The organism is Micromonospora fulviviridis (assembly GCF_014648395.1).
GTDB lineage: Bacteria > Actinomycetota > Actinomycetes > Mycobacteriales > Micromonosporaceae > Micromonospora > Micromonospora fulviviridis.
Genome location: NZ_BMRA01000006.1, coordinates 97,100 through 120,636, shown reverse-complemented (window position 1 = coordinate 120,636; position 23,537 = coordinate 97,100). Strand labels below are relative to the sequence as shown.

Annotated in this window: 20 protein-coding genes and 2 pseudogenes; 10 read left to right on the top strand and 12 right to left on the bottom strand. The window is 68.8% G+C overall.

Annotated features, from left to right (window positions below; translation table 11 throughout):
* Positions 1-19: 19 nt before the first annotated feature.
* From IEY96_RS17440 to IEY96_RS17420, 5 genes and pseudogenes are all read right to left on the bottom strand, one after another.
* A pseudogene (locus tag IEY96_RS17440) lies at positions 20-719 on the bottom strand (response regulator).
* Positions 716-1,724: pseudogene (locus tag IEY96_RS17435) on the bottom strand (sensor histidine kinase); the annotation flags it as partial. The pseudogenes IEY96_RS17435 and IEY96_RS17440, both read right to left, overlap by 4 nt.
* A gap of 190 nt (positions 1,725-1,914) precedes the next feature.
* Positions 1,915-2,745 (bottom strand): alpha/beta fold hydrolase, encoded by an 831-nt coding sequence (locus IEY96_RS17430; protein ID WP_189195861.1) that lies wholly within the window; start codon positions 2,743-2,745, stop codon positions 1,915-1,917.
* A 28-nt stretch (positions 2,746-2,773) separates the two neighbouring features.
* The gene (locus IEY96_RS17425; protein ID WP_229791641.1) at positions 2,774-3,445 is read right to left on the bottom strand and encodes an alpha/beta fold hydrolase; all 672 of its coding nucleotides are present in this window, start codon (positions 3,443-3,445) and stop codon (positions 2,774-2,776) included.
* Between the two features lie 120 nt (positions 3,446-3,565).
* Entirely contained in the window at positions 3,566-5,830 is a 2,265-nt protein-coding gene (locus tag IEY96_RS17420) for an XRE family transcriptional regulator (protein ID WP_189195859.1), read from the bottom strand.
* 214 nt (positions 5,831-6,044) lie between these two features.
* Between IEY96_RS17420 and IEY96_RS32705 the strand changes: the two genes are divergently transcribed.
* Entirely contained in the window at positions 6,045-6,653 is a 609-nt protein-coding gene (locus tag IEY96_RS32705; protein ID WP_373293590.1) for a transposase, read from the top strand.
* Between the two features lie 12 nt (positions 6,654-6,665).
* On the opposite strand, the gene IEY96_RS17410 is transcribed toward IEY96_RS32705, so the two are convergent.
* Positions 6,666-7,388 (bottom strand): alpha/beta fold hydrolase, encoded by a 723-nt coding sequence (locus IEY96_RS17410; protein WP_189195858.1) that lies wholly within the window; start codon positions 7,386-7,388, stop codon positions 6,666-6,668.
* Positions 7,389-7,625: 237 nt separating this feature from the next.
* Positions 7,626-8,234 (bottom strand): hypothetical protein, encoded by a 609-nt coding sequence (locus tag IEY96_RS17405; RefSeq protein WP_189195857.1) that lies wholly within the window; start codon positions 8,232-8,234, stop codon positions 7,626-7,628.
* A gap of 500 nt (positions 8,235-8,734) precedes the next feature.
* Here IEY96_RS17405 and IEY96_RS17400 point away from each other — a divergent pair, with 500 nt between their 5' ends.
* The gene (locus IEY96_RS17400; protein WP_189195856.1) at positions 8,735-9,181 is read left to right on the top strand and encodes a hypothetical protein; all 447 of its coding nucleotides are present in this window, start codon (positions 8,735-8,737) and stop codon (positions 9,179-9,181) included.
* A gap of 158 nt (positions 9,182-9,339) precedes the next feature.
* Here the strand turns inward: IEY96_RS17400 and IEY96_RS17395 are convergent, their stop codons facing one another.
* On the bottom strand, positions 9,340-10,080 hold the full coding sequence (locus IEY96_RS17395) for a TetR/AcrR family transcriptional regulator (RefSeq protein ID WP_189195855.1): 741 nt from the start codon (positions 10,078-10,080) through the stop codon (positions 9,340-9,342).
* A 103-nt stretch (positions 10,081-10,183) separates the two neighbouring features.
* Here IEY96_RS17395 and IEY96_RS17390 point away from each other — a divergent pair, with 103 nt between their 5' ends.
* Together IEY96_RS17390 and IEY96_RS17385 are read left to right on the top strand one after the other, a co-directional pair.
* Complete coding sequence (locus tag IEY96_RS17390; RefSeq protein WP_189195854.1) at positions 10,184-11,578, top strand: carboxypeptidase regulatory-like domain-containing protein; 1,395 nt, start codon at positions 10,184-10,186, stop codon at positions 11,576-11,578.
* Positions 11,579-12,097: 519 nt separating this feature from the next.
* A complete protein-coding gene (locus IEY96_RS17385) occupies positions 12,098-13,276 on the top strand; it encodes a low temperature requirement protein A (protein WP_229791640.1) in 1,179 nt (392 codons plus the stop codon).
* A 170-nt stretch (positions 13,277-13,446) separates the two neighbouring features.
* Here the strand turns inward: IEY96_RS17385 and IEY96_RS17380 are convergent, their stop codons facing one another.
* The 3 genes from IEY96_RS17380 to IEY96_RS17370 form a co-directional block, all read right to left on the bottom strand.
* Complete coding sequence (locus IEY96_RS17380) at positions 13,447-14,445, bottom strand: LLM class flavin-dependent oxidoreductase (protein ID WP_189195852.1); 999 nt, start codon at positions 14,443-14,445, stop codon at positions 13,447-13,449.
* A gap of 44 nt (positions 14,446-14,489) precedes the next feature.
* Positions 14,490-14,753 (bottom strand): MFS transporter, encoded by a 264-nt coding sequence (locus IEY96_RS17375; RefSeq protein WP_189195851.1) that lies wholly within the window; start codon positions 14,751-14,753, stop codon positions 14,490-14,492.
* A 70-nt stretch (positions 14,754-14,823) separates the two neighbouring features.
* Complete coding sequence (locus IEY96_RS17370) at positions 14,824-15,441, bottom strand: NADPH-dependent FMN reductase (RefSeq protein ID WP_229791639.1); 618 nt, start codon at positions 15,439-15,441, stop codon at positions 14,824-14,826.
* Between the two features lie 110 nt (positions 15,442-15,551).
* Here IEY96_RS17370 and IEY96_RS17365 point away from each other — a divergent pair, with 110 nt between their 5' ends.
* From IEY96_RS17365 to IEY96_RS33365, 4 genes are all read left to right on the top strand, one after another.
* Positions 15,552-16,256: a TetR/AcrR family transcriptional regulator gene (locus IEY96_RS17365; protein ID WP_229791709.1), complete on the top strand. Its 705-nt coding sequence runs from the start codon at positions 15,552-15,554 to the stop codon at positions 16,254-16,256.
* Between the two features lie 544 nt (positions 16,257-16,800).
* Positions 16,801-19,029, top strand: a complete 2,229-nt coding sequence (locus IEY96_RS17360) for a hypothetical protein (protein ID WP_189195849.1) — start codon at positions 16,801-16,803, stop codon at positions 19,027-19,029.
* Positions 19,030-19,295: 266 nt separating this feature from the next.
* The gene (locus tag IEY96_RS33370) at positions 19,296-19,643 is read left to right on the top strand and encodes a transposase (protein WP_189195848.1); all 348 of its coding nucleotides are present in this window, start codon (positions 19,296-19,298) and stop codon (positions 19,641-19,643) included.
* A gap of 5 nt (positions 19,644-19,648) precedes the next feature.
* On the top strand, positions 19,649-20,158 hold the full coding sequence (locus IEY96_RS33365) for an IS3 family transposase (RefSeq protein WP_373293589.1): 510 nt from the start codon (positions 19,649-19,651) through the stop codon (positions 20,156-20,158).
* 54 nt (positions 20,159-20,212) lie between these two features.
* Here the strand turns inward: IEY96_RS33365 and IEY96_RS17345 are convergent, their stop codons facing one another.
* Entirely contained in the window at positions 20,213-21,364 is a 1,152-nt protein-coding gene (locus tag IEY96_RS17345; protein WP_229791638.1) for a low temperature requirement protein A, read from the bottom strand.
* A 317-nt stretch (positions 21,365-21,681) separates the two neighbouring features.
* Between IEY96_RS17345 and IEY96_RS17340 the strand changes: the two genes are divergently transcribed.
* Both IEY96_RS17340 and IEY96_RS17335 read left to right on the top strand, forming a co-directional pair.
* The gene (locus IEY96_RS17340) at positions 21,682-21,843 is read left to right on the top strand and encodes a hypothetical protein (protein ID WP_189195845.1); all 162 of its coding nucleotides are present in this window, start codon (positions 21,682-21,684) and stop codon (positions 21,841-21,843) included.
* A 35-nt stretch (positions 21,844-21,878) separates the two neighbouring features.
* A complete protein-coding gene (locus IEY96_RS17335) occupies positions 21,879-23,150 on the top strand; it encodes an MFS transporter (protein ID WP_189195844.1) in 1,272 nt (423 codons plus the stop codon).
* Positions 23,151-23,537: the final 387 nt, after the last annotated feature.

Sequence of the window (23,537 nt, the reverse complement as noted above, 5' to 3'; positions counted from 1 at the left end):
CACGCGTCACCGCGACTGGTCAGGGCCGGTATCGGTAACCCATGCCCGGCTCGGTGATCAGGTGCCGGGGGCGGGCGGGATCGTCTTCGAGCTTGCGACGCAGCTGGGCCATGTACTGGCGCAGGTAGTTGGTTTCGTGCTGGTATTCCGGGCCCCACACGTCGTGCAGCAGCTACCGCTGGCTGATCAGCTTGCCGGGGTGGCGCAGCAGCTTGTCGAGCATGGCCCACTGGGTGGGGGTGAGCCGCACCTCGACGCCGTCGTCGCGGGTGACGGTCCGGTCGACGAGGTTGACGGTGTGCCGGCCCACCCGGGGGGGCGGCCGTCGCGGCGGGCGCCGGAGCGTCGGCCGGTGTCGCGGTGAGGCGGCGGGTGACCGCGCGGATGCGGGCGAGGAGTTCGTCGACGCCGAAGGGTTTGGTGACGTAGTCGTCGGCGCCGACGTCGAGGGCGGAGACCTTGTCCTCGCTGCCGGCTCGGTCGGAGAGCACGATGATCGGCACGGTGGTCCACCCGCGCAGCCCTCGGATGACGTCGACGCCGTCCAGGTCGGGCAGGCCCAGGTCGAGCACCACCAGCTCCGGCGGGTGGCTGGCCGCGGCCTTGAGGGCCGCGGCGCCGCTGTCGGCGACCTCGACGTCGTAGCCGCGGGCACGCAGATTGATCCGCAGGGCGCGCAGGATCTGCGGCTCGTCGTCCACGACAAGGATTCGGGTCATTCCGGCGGCCCTTCCGAGATCGTCTGCGCGGTGACGGGCAGCCGCAGCACCATGGTCAGTCCGCCGCCTGGGGTGGTCTCGGGAGTGATGCTGCCACCCATCGCCTCGGCGAGGCCGCGGGACAGGGCGAGGCCAAGTCCGACGCCGGTCTGGTTGTCCCGGTCGCCGAGGCGTTTGGAACGGCAGGAAGACGTGTTCCCACTGGTCCTCGGGGATGCCCGGGCCGGTGTCGATGATCCGCAGCTCGACCTGTCCGGCGTGGGCGCTCGCGGTGACGGTGGGTGGCTGCCCGGACGGGCTGTGCCGCAGCGCGTTGGCGACGATGTTGACCAGCACCCGCTCCAGCAGCCCCGGGTCGGCCTCGGCGGCCGGCAGGTCGGCCGGAATGTCGGTGGTGACATCGGCCGCCATCGGGCCCAGCTCGTCCAACGCTCGCGGCACGGCGCCCTCCAGCCCGATCGCGGTGGCGGAGACACCGAGCGCGCCGGCCTGCAACCGGCTCATGTCGAGCAGGTTCGCCACCAGCCGGCCCAGCCGGTCCAGCGACTCGTCGGCGGTGGCCAGCAACTCCTCGCGGTCATCGGCGTCGAACTCGACGTCGTGGCTGCGCAGGCTGGACACCGCGGCCTTGGCCGACGCCAGCGGCGTACGCAGGTCGTGACTGACCGCCGCGAGCAGTGCGGTGCGCATCCGGTCGGCGACGGCGAGTGGGCGGGCGGTGGCGGCCTCCTCGGCCAGGCGCTCCTGGCGCAGCGCGACGGCGGCCTGGGCTGCGAAGGCCTCGACGACCCGCCGGTCGGCGGCTTCGAGACGGCGGCCGGACAGCACCACGGTGAGCCGGTCGTCGACCGGTACGGCCGTCTCTCCCGCGCTGGGACTGCACGCCGGTGCCTCTCCCACGCTGGCCACGACCCGCCAGGCGCCCTCCTCACGGGCCCGGCCGGGCCGCCCCTCGGCGTCGGCGGCCAGTTCCAGGACGCTGACCGCGCGCAGCCCGAAGGGTTCAGACGTCGAAGCGGAACTTAGAGCCGCCGCCCCGGCACCCGCGGGAACGGCACGGACGCCTGCTCACACGGTGTGTCGGGCTGGCATCGTTGATGGCTGGTTTGACGTCCGCGCCCGTAGTTGGGCTCAGCTGCTTGCGGGCAGGTGAGCGGGCTGGCCCGGTGTTGGGGCCAGCCCGGCAGGTAGGTGGCTAGTTGATGCTGTTGGCGGCGTGTTCGATGAGGTCGGCGGTGAGCTTGGGATGGCTGACCATCGCGCAGTGTGATGCGGCCACCGAGACCGTGCCGCGGGCGTTGGCCCGCTGGTACTCGAAACGCTGCAACGCTGGCGGGATGGCCAGGTCTTGGGTGGCGACCAGGCCCCAGGAGGGGATGGTCCGCCAGGCGGCGGCGTGGGTCAGGTCGGCGAAGCATTGTGCGCTGAACGGCCGCTGCGTCGCCGCCAGCAGCGTGGTGGTGGAGGTGGGCAGGTCGGCGGCGAAGACCCGGCGGAGCTGGTCGGCTTGCAGGTAGAGGTCGGTGCCGGTGCTGCCGTCGGGGTTGGGGTACGGGACCGGGTTGAGGGCGGCCTGGATTTCGCTGCCCGGGTATTTGGCGATGAGCTCGCCGAGGGCTTCGCCGACGTCGGGAACGAACGCGGCGATGTAGACGAGCGCTTTGACGTTGGGGGCGCTGGCGGCGGCATTGGTGATGACCGCGCCGCCATAGGAGTGCCCGGCAAGGACGACCGGCCCGTTGATGCTGGCCAGCACACTGGCGACGTAGGCGGAGTCGTACGGGAGGTTGCGCAGCGGGTTGGCCGGGGCGATGACCGGATAGCCGCGGTCCTGCAGGCGGGCGATGACACCGTCCCAGCTGGCGGAGGCGTCGGCGAAGCCACCATGCACCAGCAGGACGGTGGGCTTCGATGGACGGGGACGGCCGGCCTCAGCGGCCGAGCCGGCCGCGAGGCCGACGGTCGTGGTGGCCAGAGCGGCACCGGCTGTGGCGACGAGGGTACGGCGGGAGAAGTGGGTCGACATCTTTGTCTGCTCCTTGTGCTGGCGGAGGCTAGCGGCCAGCCTGGCGGATCAGGTCGGCGACAGCTCCGGGCTGCGAGGCGTAGATGGCGTGGCTGCCGATGGCCTCGACGATGGTTGATCCGGCGCGTTGGGCCATGGTCCGCTGGGCCGGTGGCGGGATCATGCGGTCTTCGGTGGCGACCAGGTAGAAGCTGGGCTTGTGCCGCCACGCGGGTTCGGTCACCGATCCGGCCAGTGCGCCCACACCCCACGGCACCTGGGAGTCCGCGAGGAAGGCCGCATCGTCGGCAGGCAGGTCACCGGCGAAAGAGTGGTGGAACCTGTCCCGGTCGAGAAACAGGAATCCTTCGCGTGGGGGCAGGATCGGCGGGACAGGTGCACCGGGCGGCGGGTCGGCGATCAGCGTGTTGACTGACTCGCCCTTGTCTGGCGCGAATGCGGCGATGTAGACGAGCGCGGCAACACCGGGGTGGGTGCCGGCCTCGCTGATGACCGCGCCACCGTAGGAGTGACCGACCAGGACGGCCGGCCCGTCGAGACCGTCGAGGACGTACCGGGTCGCGGCGACGTCGCCCTCCAGCGAGAGGGTTGGGTTCTGCACGACCTTGACGGTGAAGCCGTCGCTGGTCAGCAGCCGGTGCACGGCCTGCCATCCTGACCCGTCGACGAAGCCGCCGTGCACCAGCACGACGTTGCGCACGGTGGGTGTGCTCATGGAATGCTCCTGAGATCTTCAGAGCGGCGGGCTCGGGCGCCCGCCGGTTCGCCTTCCATGCAAGACCCGGCACAGGTGCGGCAACAGGCAGAACAGCATGCAGAACTAGGAGCGGCTTGCATCGCCGGTGACGGCCACCGCTTTGTCCCGGCAACGGGACGCCTCATCGTGACTGCCGATCAACCCGTAGATCTCCGCCGCCCGCAGCAGGCAGTCGCGCGCTTGGGCGGCCTGGTCGGCTCGGTAAAGGTCTTCGCCCAGAATCCGCAGGACCCGGGCCTGAGCGTCGAGCATCTGCATACTGCCGAACAGGTCCGCAGCGCGCAGCGCCCGGGGCACAGCCTCAGCATTGCGCCCGATCAGCCCCAAGGCCCGCGCTGACATGGACAGCACATACGGCAGCGTCATCGCCGCGATCGATGGTGTCATTCCTGACGCCGGGTCTTCCACCATGTCCAGGACGCGCTGGAAGCAGTCCAGGGCTTCGTCGATGTTGCCGAGGCTGCGGGCGATGTCGCCGCGGCCCAAGAGTGTCTGGCAGACCTCGTTGACATCGTCGAGGTGCCGGAAGCGTTCTTCTGCTGCACGGACGGCGTCGAGGCCACCAGGCAAGTCGCCGAGCATGACGCGGGCGCGGGCGAGGTTCTGTAACGCTGCGGCTTCCTCCCAGCCGTCTGCGGCCGATCGGGCGAGCGCCAAGGCCCGCTCGGCGTACCCGACCGCCATGCTTGCGTTTTGGCCCAGCACTGTGTAGGTGCGCGCCAATCGGTTGAGGAACCCCGCTTGCCTGCCGAGATCGTCGAGCTGCACCGCGCAGTCGTAGGCGAGCGTGAAGACCCTGCTCCAATGCGGCCAGTGTCGCCAGCGGCCCGCGAACCAGTTCGCGGCCTGCACAGCGTCGACCACGGCTTGATGGTCGCCGGCTGTCGCAGCGTCGTCGAGCGCCGCAAGCCACAGTTCGGCCTCGGCCCGTATCCATGCCTCCGCGTCCGCGGCGGTGCAGAAGGATGAACCGTCGGTACTGGGCGGCTGGGGTGAAAACCAGGAGCCGGCGTCGGTCAGGTTCGCAAGGAGCCAGGTATTCACTCTGCGGTGGGCGGCGGTGACAGCGGCAGTCGGTTCGTCAACTTCCAGACGCTGCTGAGCGTATAGACGCACCAGATCATGCAACCGGTACCGGCCGCTGTGCGCCGCCTGCATCAACCCGAGGTCCACCAGGTCGTCGAGGTGGTCCTCGGCCTCGGGAATCGTCACCTCTCCGGCCACGGCCGCGAGCCAGGCACTGAAGTCCGGGCCCCTGGCCAATGCAGCACGCCTGAACACTTGCCGGGTGACCGGGGGAAGCTGCTCATAGGACATCCCGAACGCCGCCGCGACCTTCAGATCGCCCGCGGCGAGCTGGTCGAGCCGACGCTCGGCCACCGACAGCCGGGTGATCAGATCGGCTGCGGTCCAGATCGGCCGGGATACGAGCCGGTTGCCGACGATGCGCACTGCCAGCGGCAACCCACCCAACAGGTCCACCAAATCCTTCAGATCATGGTCGTCGGGCACGTCCGCCCGCTCGGCCAGGATGCGCCGCAGCAGATCGGACGCGTCACTGTCTGGCATCGGATCCAAATGCAGCCGCTGTACGTCCTCCAGCCCAGCCAGCAGACGGCGACTGGTAATCAGGAGTCGACTGCGTCCACCGCCGGGCATCAGCGGGCGTACCTGCGCTTCCGATCCTGCGTTGTCGACCATCATAAGGACGCGCTTCTCCCGCAGCAATTGACGGTAAAGCCCGGCCTGCTCGGCCGTGTCTCGCGGAATCTCGGCATCGCGAACACCTATCGCCCGCAGCACACGGGTCAAGATCTCCCCACTTGCCACCGGGCGTTCGCTCATTCCCAGCGCATCAACAAAATGCACGCCGCCAGGGAACTGGTCCCGCATCTGGTGCGCAGCCCGGATGACGAGGGTCGTCTTACCCATCCCAGCACCACCGGAGATCACGGCCGTGCCAGAGCGCCCCATGGCCTCATCAGACTCCACCAGTTGCAACAGCCATGCCAGTTCCGCCACCCGTCCGGTGAAATCGCTGATCGATACAGGCAGCTCACACAAGCTCGGCGCGGCCGCCAAGGATGCCGGTCGCGTCCGCCCGGCCCTGGCCTTGGCCAGAAACGCGGTCCGGCGTTCGCCATCAAGCTTCAGCGCGTCAGCGATCAACACCACGGTGCGGCGCTGCGGGCCCAAAGCCCGCCCTCGCTCCATGTCGCTAAGCGCACGCACGCTCACCCCGGACGCCTCAGCGAGCTCTTCCAGCGTCAGCCCGGCCGCATGACGCGCCACCCGTAGCTCCACCCCGAATAAGACCTCACCGCCCATCCCACCATCATCACCGCAGCCACGCACGCGATAGGCACGGCCAACCGACCCCAATCCGCTGGATGAAGATCCAAACTCGCGTCATCCTGGACATGGCCGAGGCCGATCTCGAAACAGGCGATATCCTGGTCACCTCATACACTCCGTCAGGTCACGGCGGAGGACCAGAGCAGCATCCTGCGGTTGTTGGCCGAGCGACGCGACGACCTGGCCCATGAACGCACCCGCATCCTCAACCGCCTCCATGGGCTGCTGCGCGACCTCATCCCCCGGTGGCGCTCCCGTCAGGTTGTCCGCGGACAGGTTGCGCCCTGCTCCGGACAACCCGGCCGCAGACGCGTGCCGCCGGGACCTGGCCCGCGATCTCCTAGCTGACCTCCGCTGCGTCGACCGCCAGTTCAAAGCCAACGAAGTAGCCCAGCGCGACGCGGTCGCCGCGACCGGCAGCACCCTGTCCGAGGTCCACGGCATCGCGATCGTCCCGTCCGCGAAGATCCTCGGCCACGTCGGTGACGTCACCCGTTTCCCGACCTCCAACCACTTCGCCAGCTACACCGCCACGTCACCGCTGGACGCATCCAGCGGCAACCGCAACCGGCACCGGCTCAACACCGGCGGCAACCGCCAACTCAACTCCGCGCTACACACCATTGCCGTCTGCCAGCCCTCGACCCGGGCCCGGGAAGGGTCTACTACCTGCGCAAAATCAGCGAGGGCAAGACACCAGCCGAAGCCCGCCCGCGCCCTGAAGCGATGCCTGGCGAACGTCATCTATCGCCACATCGGGAAAGATCAGAAGCGCCGTGCGGCCATGCCGACCTGACACACAGCGGCTCTATCGTCTGGCTGCTCGGCCAGCCGGCACTGCGGTCCGTGCGTCGGCTGCCGTCTTGATGAGCTGTGCCGCTTCGTCGGGGTGGGAGACCATCGGAACGTGGCTGGCTGGCACTTCGGTGGTGGTCGCGCCCATGCGGCTGGCGAACATGCGCTGCGCGTCCGGCGGGATCGCCTGGTCCTGCGTGGCGATCAGGTACCACGACGGTAGGGACTTCCAGGCCGGGACGCCCATTGCTTCGGCGAAGATGGGGCCGGCAATGGGCTGCTGTGCGGCATGCATCGCCTTGGCTCGGCCCGGGTCGACGTCGGCGGCGAAGTGCTGCACGTAGTCGTCCTGCGGCTGCCACATGAAGCCTTGCTGGTCGGTGAACAAGTGCTCCAGCGCCGGCGGTGTGGGTCCCTGCGACAGCAAGGCGGCGAGCGACTCCCCTTGGTCCAGGCCAAAGGCCGCGATGTACACCAGCGCAGCCACGTTCGGCGCGTCGGTGCCGAGGGCTGTCATGATGTGGCCGCCGTAGGAATGCCCCGCCACGATCGTCGGGCCGTCCTGCAACGTCAGGACTTGGCGTAGCCGGGCGACATCATTGGCCATCGAGGTCAGGGGGAACTGCGGAGCCGTCACCTGGTAGCCTGCGGCCTGTAGGCGCTCGATAACGCCGCTCCAACAGGACCCGTCGGCCCACGCGCCGTGGACGAGAACGATGTTCGGTCGGCCATTCATGTGGCTTTCCTTTCCTACTGGCTGGAGTGTTCGTTTCTGCCATGCTGGCCTGCAGGCGATGCCGGCTATCCGCACCTAGGCTGGGCCGGGCGCCCTGACCTTGCAGTCGGGGTTCGAGTACCAAATCGGCCGAGGGGTAAACGTGCTCGGTCCGGCCAGCCGAGGACCGAAGTACCGAGCCGGCGCACCTGGATGCCAGCCTTCAGACCCAGGCAGCGCCATGCTCGGCCCAGCAGATCAGTCGCTCAGCCAGATCGAGGCCCGCCTGATGTACGTGAGCTGTGCGGCGAAGGCGACCAGTGCAACCGCCACACCAAGCGCGATCGCCAACGTGGCGGACCCGTTGGCCACTCCCGTCAGCAAGGCCACGCCGGAGCCGAACAGCAGTGCATTGACGGCGCCCACCATGGCCGCCGTGGTCAGTAGCAGTTGCCAGCGAGAGGGGCTGCTGCCGACCGCCGCCGCGATCGTTCGCGTGTCGCCTTCGCCGGTCATCGCGTCGGCGAAGAAGCCGTGCTGGCCGGCGAACTGGCGGTGGTAGTAGGCGCGGATGTGCTGGATGCGCTTGAGATTCAGCGAGTTTTCTACCATGTTCTGCACTAGCCGGGCGAAGGTGAGTAGCCCGGTGATCACCAGGGTCGGCAGCACCGCGCCGAGGTACGGCTTGACCAACTGTCCGCTGCTGGAGACGAAGCCCAGCCCGATCAGGACTGCGGACAGCAGTGACAGGAACACGGTCGCCCGCCCGACGGACTCGGCGATCGTGGCATTGCGCGAGGTCTGTAGAACGAAATGCTCGGTGGTCAGGGCGGTGAGGAGGCCCTGTTCGCGCGCGTCCTGGTCCATGCCGCCACCCCCTTCCGGTGCTGACCGCCCCTCACACTGGGAACACAAGGTCCTTCGCGGGGTCAGCCACGCTGACGGAGCCTCTGCCTGGCCGGCCACATGACAGACGACAAGACCTGGTCTCGATGACGTGCGGGGCGGCCCAGGATTCGTGGATATGGGCCGCCCCCTCACATCTTTGAAGACGAGGAGCTGGCCTCGCGCGACAACCCGGAAATCGGAACGGCGCGACGTCCCGGGCTCTCAAACGGTCGTTGACAACGGGTGACCAGCGCGGCCCAAGGACAGTCGAGCGGACAAGGCGGTGGCCCGGTGGAGACCAGATGCGCCGACGATCCAGATCACAGACACCAGACACGTTGCCCGGCGAGACCGCCGACAGGAAGAGTTTGCCCCAGTGAGCGGATGATGGCAGATGCCGGTCGTGTGCTCATGGAGGCACTGAGCCCGCCTGTCGACGCGGGCTTTCGAAGTCGACGGCGAGCGTGTACGTTGCGCCGATGAGTCGCGAGGATCAGGTCTCGGCCGCCTCATTCGGCGGCCGCGTCGTGGTATCGGCGCAGTTGCTGTTGCTGGCGGTGTGCCTAGTCGGCAGCTTCGGTGTGCTGCTCGTGGCCGCGCTGCACACCGGCGATCTCCCGGCTGTGCTAGACCCGCGGCTGGAACGGTTGGGCGACCCGAAGGACTCGCTTCCGCCAGCCGGCCCGGACTCGTTGTGGAACCCGCTAGTGTGGGTGTTCGAGATCAGTCGGGTGGTGGCGATGTTCGTCTACCCGGTCGCGTTCGTGGCCTTGGTTCTCGGGGTGGCATCCCTTGTCCGCACCTGGCGGATCGGCGATCGGAAGGGATTCGGCTGGCTTGTCATCGGCACGGGGGTGTGGTGCGCGCTGGCGGTGCTCGCCCTGACTCCGTACGGCACGCAGCTACACGGCTGGTTGCTCGACTGAGCCTGCCAGCCCTCTCCGGGAACGGACAGCGCTCGCCCTGTACCGTGCGTCGGCCCGAGCGGGCGCACGGTCTGCGGCATTTCGGTGCACGGGATTCACATGCCGGTCAGGCTGATCGAGGGTGCTCGTCGCGTTGCCTGCGCCACGGCCGCCCAGTGTCACTGACTGTCACCAGGGCGACGGAGCAGCCAAGGCACGGTTTGGCGGAGGTGGTGGTTAACCTGAGCGCCGCCCGATTGGCTGAACTGGCCGTCGCCAGCCTCCCCAGCAAGCGGGCGGCCGGCGGTGCTCGCCGGGTCAGGTCGACTCGGGGGAAGGCCGGCGGCGAGCCGGTCAAAGGCTTCGCCGACGAGCGCTTGCAGGCCTGCGGCCCCGGTCTCCGGCGCCCAGACGCTAAAGGCCGCGCGGAACGCTGACGCCGCGACGCCCGCGAGGAGCTGCGGGTAGAGACTGCCGCCTGTCTGCTCGGCGCGTTCGGCGAGGGCATCGGCGAGCTTGGTCTCGTTGCGGATCATCCCGTGGAAGATCGTTGTGCGCAGTTCGGGGTACGCCGTGAGCACCCTGTCACAGGCCTGCCAGCCGGTGCTGGCGGTGAGGCTGGGAAGGGTCTGCTCGATCGCCTGGCGCACCGCGGTTAGCGGCGGCTCGGCGGCCGGGCGTGCGGCCAGTCCCGTGATGACTTCTTCGATGAGGTGCTTGTCCCAGGGCAGGAGGGCTTCCTCCTTTGCATCGAAGTAGTTGAAGAAGGTCCGTGCGGAGACCCCGGCGGCCTCGCAGATGTCGCTCACCTTGACGGCGGCGGGGCCACGCTCGAGGAACAGGCGCACGGCCGCTGCGCGGAGGGCCGCGCGGGTCTCGGCCTTCTTGCGCTCCCGGAGCCCTGGAGCTGCTGCCTGCATGGAGACCAAGTCCTTTCCGCGACGTGCGCGTGTCAGCGTATCCGAACATCATACTGCACTGATGAAATTTTGCATTGCTGCAGCTTTCGCGTAGCGTGGCGGTGTGACACAGGGTCAGACAGACAGAAAACGCGTCGGCGAAGCCGTGCGCACGCTCGCGACGGGCCTGTGGCTCCCGGCGCTCTTCCTGGCCGGGCTGCTCTTCTCCTACCTGCCGGCCTTCCATCACCCGGCGCCGCATCACGTCAGCATCGCAGTGGCCGCGTCGCCGGCCGCCACGGCGCAGCTGCAGCACGAGCTCGACGTGGCGGTGCCGGGTGGCTTCACCCTCCGGCCGACGGCCGATGCCGCCGAGGCCCGTGCCGCCGTCCTCCACCTCAGCGCTCTCGCGGCATACGTGCCAGGCGGGCCCCATCCGCTGCTGTACGGGGCCAAGGCGAACGGCGCTGCCCTGGAGCCGGTTATCCGCCAGACTTTCGCCGCCGTTGCGGAACGGGCCGGCGGCACGCTCGCCTTCCGCGAACTGGTCCCCACCGTGCCGGGCGATGCCCCCGGCACCAGCCTGCTGTACGTCGTCCTGTCCTGCGTTGTCGCCGCCTACTTCATGGTGATCACCATGCAGCGCGCGGTGGGCTTCGACCGGCGGGCACACGTAGCCACCAGCATCGGCTGGGGGGCGGTTACCGCCGCTGTCGCTTACCTCACGGCTGCCTATCTGGTGCAGGCGATCCCGCCGAATCCGCTGTACCTGCTGTACCTGTTCCTGGTGACCCAGGCCGTGTCGTTAACCGCCTATGGCCTGGTGCCCTTCTTCCGCGGGTTCTTCCCCGGGATCGCGATCACGTTGTTCGTCCTGCTCGGCGTGCCCAGCAGCGGCGGCGCTGTCCCCGTCCAACTCCTGCCAGGCTTCTTCAGGTTCCTGCACCCGATCCTGCCCATGGGGAACGCCACCGATGCCCTGCGCAGCGTCGGCTACTTCGGCAATCGCCAGTTGTTGCGGCCGACAGTCGTGCTCTGCGCCTGGACCGCTGCCGGCGTCACGCTCATCCTGCTCGGCTACCTCAGGCAGCAACGGCGCCTGGCGCAGGAGGCAGCAGACCAGACCATGACCGAGTATGTCCCCAGGCCCCCTGCGGAAGATCCCACGGTGATGCTGCCCGAGCCTGTCGCCCTTGCCCCACACCAGCACCATTTCGGCGACGAAGAGCCGATGCTGACCGGGCGGGTCACCGATCCGTCCGGTCAGCCGCTGCCAGGCACCACGGTCACCGTGATCGACCCGCACGGCCGCCAGCTTGTCCGCACCCGCACCGACCGGAACGGAGAATACGCGGCTACTGGCTTCAGCGAGGTTGTCGCCGTGGTTATTGCCATCATGCCGGGCCGCCCAGCCGCGGTCACGCAGCTTCTCCTCGATCCAGCGGCACCCGTAAACCAAGACATCGTCCTGGGCGCCCCGCTTCCTGAAACCCGCGAACCAGACGGTTCGGGACCTTGAGGACGGGTGAGGCCTGCTGGCTAACCGGCCTGGCACCGGTCCCGGTCATCAACCCAAGTCTGCGGGACACTGCCGGTGCATGCTGGTCGACAGCGTCCACCCGTTCTTGCGCTCCAGTCCCGCGGAGGACCTCGCCCGCTACGCACGAAGCCTCAACAATCGCCCACGAAGACGCTCGGATACATGAAACCATCGGAGCGGCTCGCCGAGCTCCTTGCGCCACACCAGTTGAACCCGCCCAGCCCGGTCTGCGCCGTGTCCTCCGTCGACTGATGTCGCTCGTCCGCCAACTGGTCTGCGACACAGTCGGCGCGCGGAACGCGGCATGACCGGACGTTCCTCAAACAGCTGCGTGATGCCAACCAATCCGCGTACCTAACTGGGCACGCGAGTCTGTACGTCGACGCCGTCACCCCGAATGGCTCGCGATACACCGACCATTACGGACGGCCGATCGGCTACCGGTGAGTGGTGGGCGAAGAAGAGGGGCCTATGAGGCATATCTCCCGGTTCCGACCGGTGTTGACCGAGGAGACGCACCGGGCTACCACGTTCGAGATCTTCTTCGACATCGTGTTCGTCTTCGCCCTCACCCGGCTCATTGCGTTCATGGGGGAACCACCAACGCTCCTGTCCATGGCGCAGGGAATGCTCCTGCTGCTACTCCTCATGATCTCCTGGGGGGCCTACACCTGGCTGGGCAACCAGGCCCGCGCCGACAAGGGTTTGGTCCCCGCCGGCACGGTGATCGCGATGGCTGCCACCTTCGTAGCCGCCCTGGTGATACCCGATGCCTGGCGGCACGGTCGCGACGTGAACGCACCGCTGACCCTGGCCGTGGCCTACATCGTGATACGGGCGGTGCAACTTGCCCTCTACTTCTACGCGGCGGCGGAAGACCGGCAATTGCGCGGCAAACTGCTTATCTTCGCGGTCCCGACGGCACTGGGCTGGATAGTGCTCATCCTCGGCGCGGTGCTGGGCGGCACCGCGCAGACCCTTCTGTGGGCGGCGGCGTTCGTCATCGACATTGGCGGCGGACGCGTCGCCTATGTCTTCCGCGGGGGGTGGCCGCTACGCAGCCCGAGGCATTTCGCCGAACGGCACGGCCTCGTGCTCATCATCGCCCTTGGCGAGTCCCTCATCTCGGTGGGAAGCGGGGCCGGGACGGCGGTGGCCCGCTGGCCGGTCCTGGTAGCGGCGCTGCTCGGCCTCAGCATGACGGTGTGCCTGTGGTGGCTCTACTTCGCCAACGCCGCGGCGACCGCCGAACAAGCCTTGGTGCAGGCGTCGGGGATTCGGCGCGACAAGATAGCCAGCGACGCGTACAGCCTGGGTCTCCTACCGCTGATCGCCGGGGTTATCTACCTTGCGCTGGGCACCGAGCAGGTCCTCGCCGACCTGGCCCGCAACCGGCCTCAGCACCCCTTCGGGGAGCCGTTGGACTGGACCTCGACTACCGCGCTGTACGGCGGGGTGGTCCTCTACCTCGCCGGCCGACTGCTTTTCCTGCGGCTTGCCGTCCGATCCGCCCCGCCAGCGCAACTCGTCGCCGCAGGCGTGGCCCTCCTCCTCCTGCCGGCGGCCCGAGGCATGCCCTCCCTGGCCGCGCTCGGCCTGCTCACCGCCTTCCTCATCGCACTGGTCTGCTACGAGCGGCTGGCCCAGGGGTCCGAGGCGGTGACGCCCTCGGGCTGAGACCGGCGCCCTCATGTGCGGATGGTCCTTGCCCGACCGGCCTCGACGACGCCACCGCGGAAGACGTCGAGGGCGTCATGCGCGACGCCCTGGAATTCGGTGCGGACGAGAAGTCACTCGAAGAGGCCGGGTGGCAGACTCCCCCGGCCTCGCCCGCGGCCGGCCGTTGGTCAAAGGGTCGCCGCCTGCTTGGCGATCAGCTCAAACGAGCGGATCCGGTCCTCGATGTCGTAGACCTGGGTGGTCAGCATCAGCTCGTCCGCACCCGTGCGCTCGCGCAGATCGGCGAGCTGGCGGGCCACGGTCTCCGGGGAGCCGAGCGCCTGCCCCTCGAACCGCGACCGCGCCAGCTCCAGCTCCTGCGGCGTGTATGGGTACCGGGCCGCTTCCTCGGGGCTGGTTAGCAGCTGCGCCTGGCCGGTATGCATGCGCAGGAAGGACAGCATCGCCGGGCCGGCCAGGTACTCCGCGCGCTCGTCGGTATCCGCGCAGATCGTGTTGACCGAGACCATCGCGTACGGCTTGTCGAGGTACTCCGACGGGCGGAAGTGCTGCCGGTACAGGGCCAGTGCCGGCAACGTGTTGGCAGAGCTGAAGTGGTGCGCGAAGCTGAACGGCAGGCCCAGCATGCCGGCCATCTGCGCGCTGAACCCGCCCGATCCGAGCAGCCAGATCTTCGGCATGTTGCCCAGCGCAGGGATCGCGGTGATCCCCATCCGGTTCTCGCGCCTGGTGAAGTACCCGATGAGATCGTCAAACTCCTGCGGGAACGCCTCGGCGGACAGGCCCTTCGTCGTCCGGCGCAGGGCCAGCGCGGTGACCTGGTCGGTGCCGGACGTCCGGCCGATGCCCAGGTCGACCCGGCCCGAGTGCAGCGCTTCCAGGGTGCCGAACTGCTCGGCCACCGCCAGCGGGGCATGGTTGGGTAGCTGCACGCCGCCCGAGCCGACCCGGATCGTCGAGGTCGACGCCGCCAAATGGGCGATCAGCACAGCCGGGGACGAGCTGGCGACCCACGGCGTGTTGTGGTGCTCCGCCACCCAGAACCGCCGGTAACCCAGCTCATCGGCGCGGACCGCGAGCGCCGTGGTGTGCCGGAGGGCCTCGGCGGAGGATCCGATGGCGGCGACCGGAGCGACATCGAGGACAGAGAGAGGTACGTCAATCACGAGATCATTCCTTTGGTGGTGGGTTTGTCGTGTGGCGGGATGGTTTAAACCGGGCTCCGGCCCGGGTGGCTAGCGGCGGAGCCGCCGGTGAACAGGGCCAACGCGGTGAGGTAGGCGCGTTTGGCACCGAAGCGGCTCATGGCCCAGGCAGCCAGCGGGGTCACGCCGCACAGAGCGAGCGTGTAGCCGGTGGCGACCCACTGCACGGTGGCGAGTGGCGCGTCGAACTCCGTCGCCAACGGATGGAGAGCGACGTCGACGATGGTCACGTCGCGCACGGCCGTGATCGAGCCGATGACGACGACCACCAGCGGTACGGGCGAGAGTGGCGGCGGATCCGGCGGTCCGTGCCGGTCCGGTGACGGCGCTCATCCCCCGTCACAGACCGTACGGGTGTTCGGCGCGAGCGGTGCGCAGCGCGCGGCCCCACCACAACAGCTGGTCGACCATGTTCTTGGCGGCACTCTCGCAGACCGCCGGATCGAGCGGTCTGCCGTCCTCTCCCAGCCCGGACCAGGGCCCGTGCAGGCTGACGGAGTCGCGCACAGTCATGGCGTGCAGCTCGGCGAAAACCTGACGAAGCTGCTCGACGGCGCGAAGCCCGCCGCTCAACCCGCCGTAGGAGACGAAGCCGATCGGCTTGGCCTGCCACTGGGTGTAGTGCCAGTCGATGAGGTTCTTCAACGAGGCCGGAAAGCTGTGGTTGTACTCGGGCGTGACGACGACGAACGCCTCGGCGGCGGCCAGCCGTGGGCTGACGTCGGCGAGAGCGGCCTGAGTCCCCGGCGCGGGGGCGGGAAGGCCGTCCCGCCCGGGCATGGACACGGGAAGATTCAGGCCGGCGACATCGACAACGTCCAGATCGATGTCAGGGCGGTGGCCCACATGGCCGGTGAACCACTCGGCGACCGACAGTCCGGCGCCGCCGACACGAGCACTTCCGATGATGACGGCGACCCGTAGCGCGGGATCGTTCGAAGGTGCGAAGTCAGACATCGCGATCTCCCCTCGTTCTCTCATTTCATTGCCACGATTCGCTGCACGTCAGGTAGCCTACAACGGTCGTTGCAGAAGATACAACGATCGTTGTAGTCGCCTTGATCGACATGTGGGAAGATGAAGCGATGACCGGCATGGGCTCAGAGGACAAGACAAGGACGGCCCAGCCGCGGCGGGGCCGGGTGGACAAGGCGACGGCGATCGTGCAGGCCGCGTGCGAGGTCTTCGGACGGGACGGATACTCCCGGGCCAGCATCGACACAATCGCCGCCGAGGCCAGGGCGTCGACTCGCACCATCTACAACCACTTCCCGGGTGGGAAGGAGGAGTTGTTCCGCTCCATCGTGCAGTGGAGCGCAGAGCGGGTCAGAGACGAGCAGCTCGCGCAGCTGCGGAGGTACCTGGACCCGGAGCGTCCGCCGCATCCTGACGACCTTGAACGTGACCTGCTCGCTCTGGCCCGCGCCTGGGTCGTCCTGATAACGGACTTCCGCTACCACTTCTCGCTGGTGCGGCACATCTACGCGGAAGCCGGGCACATCCCGGCAGAGGTCTTGGATGCCTGGCAGGAGGCCGGACCGCGCGTGGTGGGCCGCGAGGTGGCATCTGCCATGGCCGCGTTGGGCGATCGTGGCCTGATCGACGTCCACGGCAGCCCGGCCCAGGCCGCCGCCCATTTCATGGCGTTGATCTCAACCGAGATCACGCAACGGTCCTACTGGGGGGTCAGGCCGCTCCCGCCGGAGGAGGCCGACCGGCTGACCTCCGCCGGAGTACGCGCGTTCCTGCGGGCGTACGGCTCCGCAGGCTGAGTTGGCGCCGCCCTCAAACCGGAACCCGGCAATCGGTCGCGGCTCGTCCCCCGGCAGTCGGCGCTGCGCGGCACAACAGCCGAAGGGATCGACGTACTACTTGCCGCCGAGTTCGGGCTCTCCCCCGACGACGCAGAACTTGCACGCGACCGGCCGTTCAGCGGGCTGGTCCGAGCTGCCACTCGCAATCCCCTGAACTGCCCGGACCCGGGCAAGGACCCAGCGGCGTGGGAAGCTCTCAACACGGTGTCCAGGACCCGCCACTCCGTGGCCCGCTCTCGCGGATGATCTGCGTCGAGAGCTTGTGCTGCCAGTCCCGCCGGGTGTCGGCCACCCGGGCGTGCGCCCGTCCCGGATGATCGCCACGGACGAAGGGTCCGACGGCAGTGTGCGGGACCAGCGGACCGCGAGGTCGCCGACCTTGCGGCAGTCGCAGCCGGCCGTTGTCGCAGACCTTGAACCGGCTGCTCTTGGGGGGCGGCCAGGCGGCGCCGGCGGCCAGGCGTCGAGCATCCTTTGCGGCCGGTTGCCGTTGTAGAGGGCGATGGACGACGTCGTGGAGTTGCGGGTGCACGGTGTCGCCGGGGCATCGGCGACGAAAGTGGTCGGCCACCCGGACCTGGTCCAGGTCGCGGGCGACCGCCACGCGGGCTTCTACCGTCCCCGGCCGGGAGCCGGGGCGGCGGACGGGGCTGCCGAGATGACGGTCGAGGGCTACCGGTGGGGTGGCCTGACCGGCGGAGCGAAGCTGGTGAGCGCGCTGTTGTTGGTGCTGCTGCCGTTCATGCTGTGCAACCTGACGGTGTGGCTCCGGCCGGCGGCTCCGGACCGATTCAGCCTGCTCGCCGCGTTGTGCCGACTCCTGGGTGGCACATTGACCGCTGGCTTTGTCCTGGCGATCGCCGGCGTCTCGGTGGACCTGATCGGTTGGCAGTGCGCCTCCTACCAGCCCTGCGTCGCCGGTCGTCCGTACCTGTCCTGGCTGTCGGCGATGCCGGTCGGCCCGCGACTGGCCGTGCTCGCGCTCGTCCCGCTGGTGGCGCTTCAGATCGTCTGGGGCATCAGTGCCCGACGTGCCCGCACCTTCGCCGCGTTCGGGGGGACTCAGGGCCGCCCCACCGTCGATTCGCTCGACGCTGCCGGATTCTGGGACGACGGTCCCTCGGTGGTGTGGCTGCGCCGGATCCATTTCTGCCTCGGTGCCGCGACGCTGGATGCGGTGTTGCTCACCGCCCTGGTGCCACTCGGGGGCGGCACCGTGGGAATGCCGCTGCTCGGCATCGCGATCGGGGTGCTGGGGTGGTGCGGGCTGCTGCTGTGCCGGCGTACGGCGCTGGGCGGACTGTCGCCGACCCGTTCCGGGCGGCTGCTGCGCGCAGTCACCAACGTCCTGACCGTCCTGACCCTGGGCTACGCCTTGACCCTGCCCGCGGCCGATCCGAAGCCCGCGCAGATGCCTGGATTCGAGGGCGAAACCGCTGGACTGTTCGGTGCGCAGGCCGCATTGATCGTGGCACTCACCCTGGTCACCGCAGGCCGCCTGCGGACCCGCCGCGGGCCAGACCGGCCGGCCCTGCTCGGGTTGGGGACCCCGTTCGTCGGGGCGGCTGCGGCCAGCGTGGCCGCCGCGTTCGCGGCAACGCTGGTGTACTGGGTCGCCGACTGGCTCGACCGGGGAATCGTCCCCGATCCGGCCCGGCTCGACCCGCCGGGCGTGCCGCCCCTGGAGCCACCCGTGTCCTACTGGTGGGCAGCGCTCGCGGGATTCGTCGCCCTGCTCACCACCGCAGCGGTGGCGATCTGGTCGATGCTGCTCAGCCGTGCCCGCCGCCGCGCGATGGCCGAGCGCGACATCAGGAACGACTACCCGGACGCGCAGCCAGAGGCCGAGCCCCGGCTCCGCGAGCTCCGGGAGCTCCGGGAGATCATCGCCCGGTCGCACCTGGTCGACCGGCTCGGCCCGGTGCTGGTGGTATTCCTGGCGATCACCGCGTCGGGCCTCGGCGCGGCCGCGTTCGACTTGGTCGGCATCGGCCCGACTCGGCTCGCCGCGGAGCTGATCGGGGGGACGGGCCAGCCGGAACTGGTCGTCGCGCACCTGACCGACGTGGGGATCTACGTGATCAGCCTGCTCGTCGTCGGGCTGGCGATACTGGGCGTGCAGGCCTACCGCTCACCCGACACACGTCGCGTGCTGGCCGTGTTGTGGGACCTGGGCACCTTCTGGCCGCGGACGATCCACCCCTTCGCGCCGCCGTCCTACGGACGGCGGACCGTACCCGAACTCGGCAAGCGGGTGTCCGCCCTGGCCCGCAAGGGTGGCGTGGTCCTTTGCGGGCACAGCCAGGGGTCGGTGCTGGCGGTCGTCACGCTGCTGCAACTGCCGCCCGCGACGGTGAGCAGGGTTGCCCTGCTCACCCACGGTTCGCCGCTGCACCGGCTTTACGCCCGGTTGTCTCCGGCCTACCTCGGGGAGCCGACGCTGCATGAGGTGGGCGAGCGGATCGGCTGGCGGTGGCGGAACCTGTGGCGGTACACCGACCCGATCAGCGGGCCGATCTTTCCCGGTCGCGCCGGCCGGGGAGCGGACGGGGACGCGCAGACCGTGGACGAACGGCTGCGTGACCCCCGCAGCCTGACCGTGGACCCCGACGACACCGTGCCCCCACCCGTGGAAGGGCACTGGGCCTATCACACGCAGGAGGAATACCGGCATGCCGTCCGGGACCTCGCCGCGCGGCTGCCGATCAGGACGGACGACGCAGCCCGGTGACGCGGCTCGCCTCCGTTGCTGCGGAGTCTCGCGGAATCGTCGGTGACGGCTGCTTGATGAGTCCCGGAAGATCGGGGGCAGGATGCTCCGCGAAAGCGGGGGACCTACCCATCGACTACGAGCGATACATGGCAGAGGCTAGGGGCTCCACGGCCGCATAGCGGAAGTCTCCACACTTCGAGGGGATTGACAGCAGCTGTTCCCGCCCCGAGCGGCCGCAAGACAGGGAAGAACACGGCGTTCTTCGTTCGGGAGATCGCCCCAAAATGACCTACCCGCTGGTCCTCGGCCTGATCGCGGACGGGATCCCCCTCGCGGTGACTTGCCGGGTCCTGGGCTTCACCCCGCAGGCGTTCCACGCCTGGCGCAAAGATCCGGTGTCGCAGCGGGACTGGGACGGTGCGCATCTGATCAACGCCGCCCTGGACATCCACCACGACGATCCGGCGTTCGGCTACCGGTTCATCGCCGACGAACTCGCCGCCCAGGGCATCGCCGCCGGCGCCAACCGGGTGGCCCAGGCGGTGCAGGGTGCAGCGCATCTGGTCGGTGTTCGCCAAGGAACGGGGCCCGGCCCGCCGGGACCGGCCCGCCCGTGCATGACGACCACGTGAAAAAGGTGTTCACCGCCGACGCGGCGAACCGGCTGTGGCTGACCCACATCACCGAACACCCCGACCGGCGAGGGCAAGCTCTACCTGTGCGCGATCAAGGACGTGTACTTCGGCCGATCGTCGGGTACAGCATCGAAAGCCGCATGAAACCTCCCTGGCCATCGCCGCGCTGCACAACGCGATCCGGTTACGTGACCCGGCTGGCACGGTGGTGCACTCGGACCGCGGCTGCCCAGTACACCTCCCTGGCCTTCGCTCGAGCCCTGAACGCCGCCGGCATTGCCGTCTCCATGGGCACCGTCGGCGACTGGTTCGACGCCATGGCCGAAAGCTTCTTCGCCACCCTGCAAACCGAACTGCTCGGCCGCCACTACTGGGCCAGTCGCCGCCGGCTGGCCACCGCCGTCTTCGACTACATCGAAACCTTCTACAACCGCCGACGGCGCCACAGCGCCCTGGACTACCGCAGCCCGGCCGACTACGAGAGGATCGCCCCGTTGGCACTTGCCGCCTAACAAATGTCCATGCAACCGGGTCAACATCATCGGGATGTGGGTGACGCTTTCCGGCTAGCCGGGTGGTGAGGGTGGCTCGGGTGGGCGTCCTCGGGCACGGGCTGCGTCGGATATGGCGATTCCGGCCAGGACGAGGGCAGGTGCGATGGCGACCAGCAGCGGCGGCAGGAAGTACGCCGCCGGTGATATGGCGGCGAGTACGAGGACCCCGATCGGCCGGGAGCGGGAGACCCGGCCGAACACCGTGTACTCGAACATGCCCCGTCCGGCGAGGAACAGCGCGGGTCCGCCGAGGATGACGGTGATCCAGGCAGGTGGTGTGTGTCCGAGCGGGTGCTCGATGACAAGTTCGTCACCGACGGCGATGGCGACGATGCCGGCGACCATGAGCAGGTGTGCGTAATTCGCCGGGATGACCGCGCGGAATGGGTCGGGGGCGGCTGCGATGGCCTCCGCCAGCAGCCACCCGGCGCGGTGGATGTAGATCCGCCACAGCAGCGCCGTGGTGGTGAACGCGATGACGACCGCGGCTATCCGGTCGGGCTCGAACCCGCCGCGGCTGAAGGTGAAACCGGTGACCAGGATGGGCTCGCCGAGCGCGATGATGAAGAGCTGCCGGTAGCGCTCGGCCAGATGTGGGGCGGAGATTGCGAACTCGGCTGCACGCGCGCGACCCAGCCGCGGTGTGGGCAAGCCGAGTGCAATTCCCCCGTACTCCATGGCCACCGCCAGCGCCCACAGCATCCCACGCGCCGTGCCGTGCACGACAGCACCCGCGATCCACGGTACCGCGGACACGCAGGACCAGAAGAGTGGCCGGACGAAGGCGCCCTGCGCCTCGTGGCCCGGCAGCAGAAGCGCGGCGCCAGCGCTGCGACCGATCTGGGTGGCGACGTACAAGCCTGCGAAGACCAGACCATGCTCGCCGAACGCCTCCGGCGCTGCGGCGGCCATCAGCAGGGTGCCGAACATGGTCGCGATCACCAGCAGCTGTATCAGCGGCTGCTGCGGGTCCAACCTGTCCGTGAGCCCCGCCGTCTGGGCCCAAACCGTCCACAGGGCGAGCAGCAACACCAGCGTCTGGAAGGCGTCGCTCCAGCTCAGATTCTCCAGCAGCCCCTGCGAGAGCCGTGCGAGCGCGAAGACGAACACCAGGTCGAAGAACAGTTCCAGGTACGTCGCTCGTGGTTCCTCGGGTCGCCGCACCAGCCCGGCTGCCCCACTCGTCATATGCTCGCCCGTTTCCGCAGCTTCTGTCTAGCTTTCCGCCAGTCGTACCACACGGCAGTGCCGTCAGATGCGGATGTGTTGCGGTGGCCCGGGTTCGAGCGGCTCCGTTTACCCGCCGGGCGGCGATTGAGGTCAGTGAGTTCCTTCCATCCGTCGCCGCCCGCGCGGATCAGGTCGTCGACCTTGGCCCAGGCCCCGGCAGGTGCTACAGGCGGCGGAGTGTCACCCAGGTCCTGATGAGTTGACCCGCGACCGAACGCGCGCACCGCGGCATTGTGCGCACGGAACGCGGCATGGTCGAACGCTTCACCGCATCAGGTGAGGACGCCCTCTGCGACGTGGGCTCGCTATCGGGATGGCGGCAGCGGGGATTGGTCAGCCTGGTGGGGATGGGGCTGGTAGGCGTGGTCGCGGCGAACTCGCCTGGTGTGCTCGAGGCCACCCAACTTCACTGACGCCGCCTGCCAGGGAAGTCCCGGAGGCTGTGCACATGACCACCACCAGCCCGCCCACGCAGATGCTTGGGGCCCGGACCGCATCGATCGATTCTCGCGTGCCGCCAGTCGAACCGTTGGCTACGCCACCGACGGGGGGTCGAGCCGAGCGACTGCTCCTGCCGGCTACCTTTGTCACGAGCCTGGGCAACGGCATCCAGCTCGTCGCCTCCGCGATCCTGGTCTTCACGACCGCGGGCAGCGCACTGTCGGTGGGGTGGCTGTTCATCGCGGCGTCCGTGCCACCGGCGTTGCTGTCGCTGGTGTTCGGGCGGATCGCCGACCGTTACGACCGGCGGACGCTGTGCCTGATCGCGGATGCGGCCAGCGCCCTAGCGGCATTAGTGCTGCCGGTCTGGCTGCTGCTGGGCGGGGCGACCACACCTGTGGCCTACCTGGTCAGTTTCGCGCTCGCCGCGCTGGCCGCGATGTTCATGCCAGCCAGCAACGCCCTGATGAAGGAGCGGGTCGCCCCGGGTCGCCTCGTCCGGTTCAGCGCGCACTACGAGATCGCCTTGCAGGCCGGAAGTCTGCTCTCCGCAGCGGTAGGAGGATTCGCCATCCACCTGTTCGGGCCCACGCCGCTGTTCCTCTTCAACGGCGCCACCTTCCTCGCCTCGGCCCTGGCCATGTATCTGATCGGCCGGGGCCCTGCCCGCGCCGAGCATGCCCAGCCGGCGGTTATCGGCAACGGCACGCCGACCGGCCGCACCGCCGCACCGCTGCTGCGCCTCGGCCTTCTCTACGCCACCTGCACGGTGTTGACCATGGTCGGCAACACCGTCTTGATCGTCTTGGTGTACCAAGGCTTCCACCAGGGCGCGGGTATCTACGGACTGGTGGACGCACTGGCCGGGGTCGGGTTCGTCACCGCCGCCGCCCTCTACCCCCGGCTTCCCGCCAGGTTCGGCCATCTTCGCATCGCAGTCATCGGCATCGTCGGCTGTGCGGTCATCGTGGCCGTGGAGCCGCTGCATCTGTCCGTTCTCCTGGCGGGCATCCCCATCGCCGGCGCTCTGGTCGGGCTGGCCCGGGTAGCAACCCGTAGCCTGCTGCTGGCCAGCATGCCCGAGCGTAGGGCCGGCCAGGTCTTCGGCGCCACCAACGCGGCCGGCCTCGGCCTGAGTGCTGTGATCACCGTACTGGTCGCCACACTTGCAGATCACACGAACATCGCCAACGCGTTCTCTTCACTTGCGGTCATCACCGCCGTTATCACCGCTATCACGGCCGTGACCCTACGCAAGTCAGTTCCGAAGATCGTCTAGGCCAGAAGTCCGGTTCCACCCCAACCTGGAACGCACTGATCTCGGCACGTCCGGATGCGTGCACCCGTGAGTTGGCTACGTTGCGTGACTCGCGACGCGGCATGAGCGGATGCACGCCGACGCCGGTCATGCGCTCACGGAGGCACCGAGCCCGCCTGCCGTTGCGAGCCTTTCGAAGTAGATGGCGAGCGTGTACGTTGCGCCGATGAGTCGACAGGAGCAGGTCCCAGCCGCCTCATTCGGCGGTCGCGTGGTGGTGTCGGCGCAACTGCTGCGGCGTGATCGGCCACCCCGTCCTTCCGAAACAAGAACCGGTCTTCACCTGGACCTTGTGCCTACTTTTGAATGCTTCAGCGCGTTGTGACGCCTGGTGGCCGGCAGCCTGGT

What these genes read in the sequence shown, in the direction of transcription:
- IEY96_RS17430 (WP_189195861.1), bottom strand. Translation starts at nt 2,745, where the DNA reads ATGTCGACCCACTTCTCCCGCCGTACCCTCGTCGCCACAGCCGGTGCC.
- IEY96_RS17420 (WP_189195859.1), bottom strand. Translation starts at nt 5,830, where the DNA reads ATGGGCGGTGAGGTCTTATTCGGGGTGGAGCTACGGGTGGCGCGTCAT.
- IEY96_RS32705 (WP_373293590.1), top strand. Translation starts at nt 6,045, where the DNA reads ATGAACGCACCCGCATCCTCAACCGCCTCCATGGGCTGCTGCGCGACC.
- IEY96_RS17410 (WP_189195858.1), bottom strand. Translation starts at nt 7,388, where the DNA reads ATGAATGGCCGACCGAACATCGTTCTCGTCCACGGCGCGTGGGCCGAC.
- IEY96_RS17405 (WP_189195857.1), bottom strand. Translation starts at nt 8,234, where the DNA reads ATGGACCAGGACGCGCGCGAACAGGGCCTCCTCACCGCCCTGACCACC.
- IEY96_RS17400 (WP_189195856.1), top strand. Translation starts at nt 8,735, where the DNA reads ATGAGTCGCGAGGATCAGGTCTCGGCCGCCTCATTCGGCGGCCGCGTC.
- IEY96_RS17395 (WP_189195855.1), bottom strand. Translation starts at nt 10,080, where the DNA reads ATGCAGGCAGCAGCTCCAGGGCTCCGGGAGCGCAAGAAGGCCGAGACC.
- IEY96_RS17370 (WP_229791639.1), bottom strand. Translation starts at nt 15,441, where the DNA reads ATGTCTGACTTCGCACCTTCGAACGATCCCGCGCTACGGGTCGCCGTC.
- IEY96_RS17365 (WP_229791709.1), top strand. Translation starts at nt 15,552, where the DNA reads ATGTGGGAAGATGAAGCGATGACCGGCATGGGCTCAGAGGACAAGACA.
- IEY96_RS17360 (WP_189195849.1), top strand. Translation starts at nt 16,801, where the DNA reads ATGGACGACGTCGTGGAGTTGCGGGTGCACGGTGTCGCCGGGGCATCG.
- IEY96_RS33370 (WP_189195848.1), top strand. Translation starts at nt 19,296, where the DNA reads ATGACCTACCCGCTGGTCCTCGGCCTGATCGCGGACGGGATCCCCCTC.
- IEY96_RS17340 (WP_189195845.1), top strand. Translation starts at nt 21,682, where the DNA reads ATGGTCGAACGCTTCACCGCATCAGGTGAGGACGCCCTCTGCGACGTG.
- IEY96_RS17335 (WP_189195844.1), top strand. Translation starts at nt 21,879, where the DNA reads ATGACCACCACCAGCCCGCCCACGCAGATGCTTGGGGCCCGGACCGCA.